Origin of the sequence: Dietzia sp. E1, from assembly GCF_014145015.1 — a bacterium.
Lineage (GTDB): Bacteria > Actinomycetota > Actinomycetes > Mycobacteriales > Mycobacteriaceae > Dietzia > Dietzia cinnamea_A.
The window spans coordinates 1-1,349 of sequence record NZ_JAALDU010000235.1; the positions used below are offsets into that span (position 1 = coordinate 1).

Below are 1,349 nucleotides of genomic sequence, written 5' to 3' on the forward strand. Positions count from 1 at the left end.
GGGGCGGACACCCTGATTGTTCAGCAGTCTCCTAGGTGATGAGCGCCGTCGCCATGACCATGGGCAGCGAGACCACCGAGGCGATCGAGGTGACGACCGTGAGGGTCTTGAAGGCGCCCTGGGTCGACAGCCCCAGCAGCGATTTGAACATCCAGAAGAAGTTGCTGTTGACCTGGAGCGCGAACATCGCGCCGGACGCGATGGCGAGGCCGATGACGATCGGCGACATCTCGACCGACCCGAGCACCGGCCCGATGATCCCGGCTGCCGTGATGGCCGCTACCGAGACCGACCCGATCGCCAGGTGCAGCACCGCGGCGACGAACCAGGCGAGCAGGATGCTGAGGATGACCGGTGCCCCGGCGTCGGCCGTGAAGAGATCGGCCAGGACCGTGTCGAGTCCGGTCTCCCCGATGACCGCACCGAGGGATCCGCCGATGCCGGTGATGAGCAGGATCTGGCCGGTGGTGTGGAAGCCCTCGTTCATCGCCCGGCCGGTTCCGTCTGCGCCGAGGGTGCGCCGGCAGAGCAGGTAGGCACCGAGCAGGCCGACGAAGAGCGCGAGGTTGGGGTCACCGAGGAAGGCTATGAAGTCAGTCGAGAATCCGAGCAGCTCGGCGAAGGCACCGAACGCGATCATCACCAACGGCACGAGGATGGGCAGTAGGCACACGAACAGCGGGGGCGTGGCGGTGTCCTCCGTGACCAACTCCGTGCTCTCCAGCTCGGCCATCGCCTCGCCGACCCGCTCGTCCGAGGCCGGCTTCCAGTACTTCCCGCGCAGGAGCAGCCGGAAGAGGAGGGTCGTGACGAGCGCTGTCAGTGGCCCGAGCACGAGCCCGTAGACCAGCCACGACCCGAGGGGAATGTCCAGTAGACCCGCGATGGAGACCGCGGCCAACCCGGGGATCACGAAGACGAACCCGGCGAAGATGCCGGTCCCGAGCGCACCGGCCATGAGCGGCAGCCCGGTCCGACCGATGTAGGGCCCGCTGGAGCGCGCCACCGGCGCGGCCAACACCACCTGCACGTCCACGTAGATCGAGGGGAACACGGTCGCCATCGCCGCCGTCAGGGCGTACGGGAGCCGACCAGGGCCGACGCCGGTGACCAGCAGCGCCACCATCTTCCGAAAGGCCCCCATGGCGTGGAGCAGGGCCCCGATGAGCACGCCGAAACCGATCAGCAGACCGACCTCGGCCATGATCTCGCCGAAACCGGTGGCGATCGCGGCGATGGTCGCAACGAAGCCGACGCCCGTGGCGAGGCCGAGATAGAGAGAGCCGAGGATCAGCGAGATCACCGGGTCGACTTTCGCCTTGATGATGAGGCCGACGACGAGGACGATC

General features: G+C 67.6%; 1 protein-coding gene. It reads right to left on the bottom strand.

The genetic code is table 11. The features are described from left to right. Window positions 1-31: 31 nt before the first annotated feature. Window positions 32-1,348, bottom strand: a complete 1,317-nt coding sequence (locus G6030_RS08770) for an SLC13 family permease (protein WP_182642868.1) — start codon at window positions 1,346-1,348, stop codon at window positions 32-34. Window position 1,349: the final 1 nt, after the last annotated feature.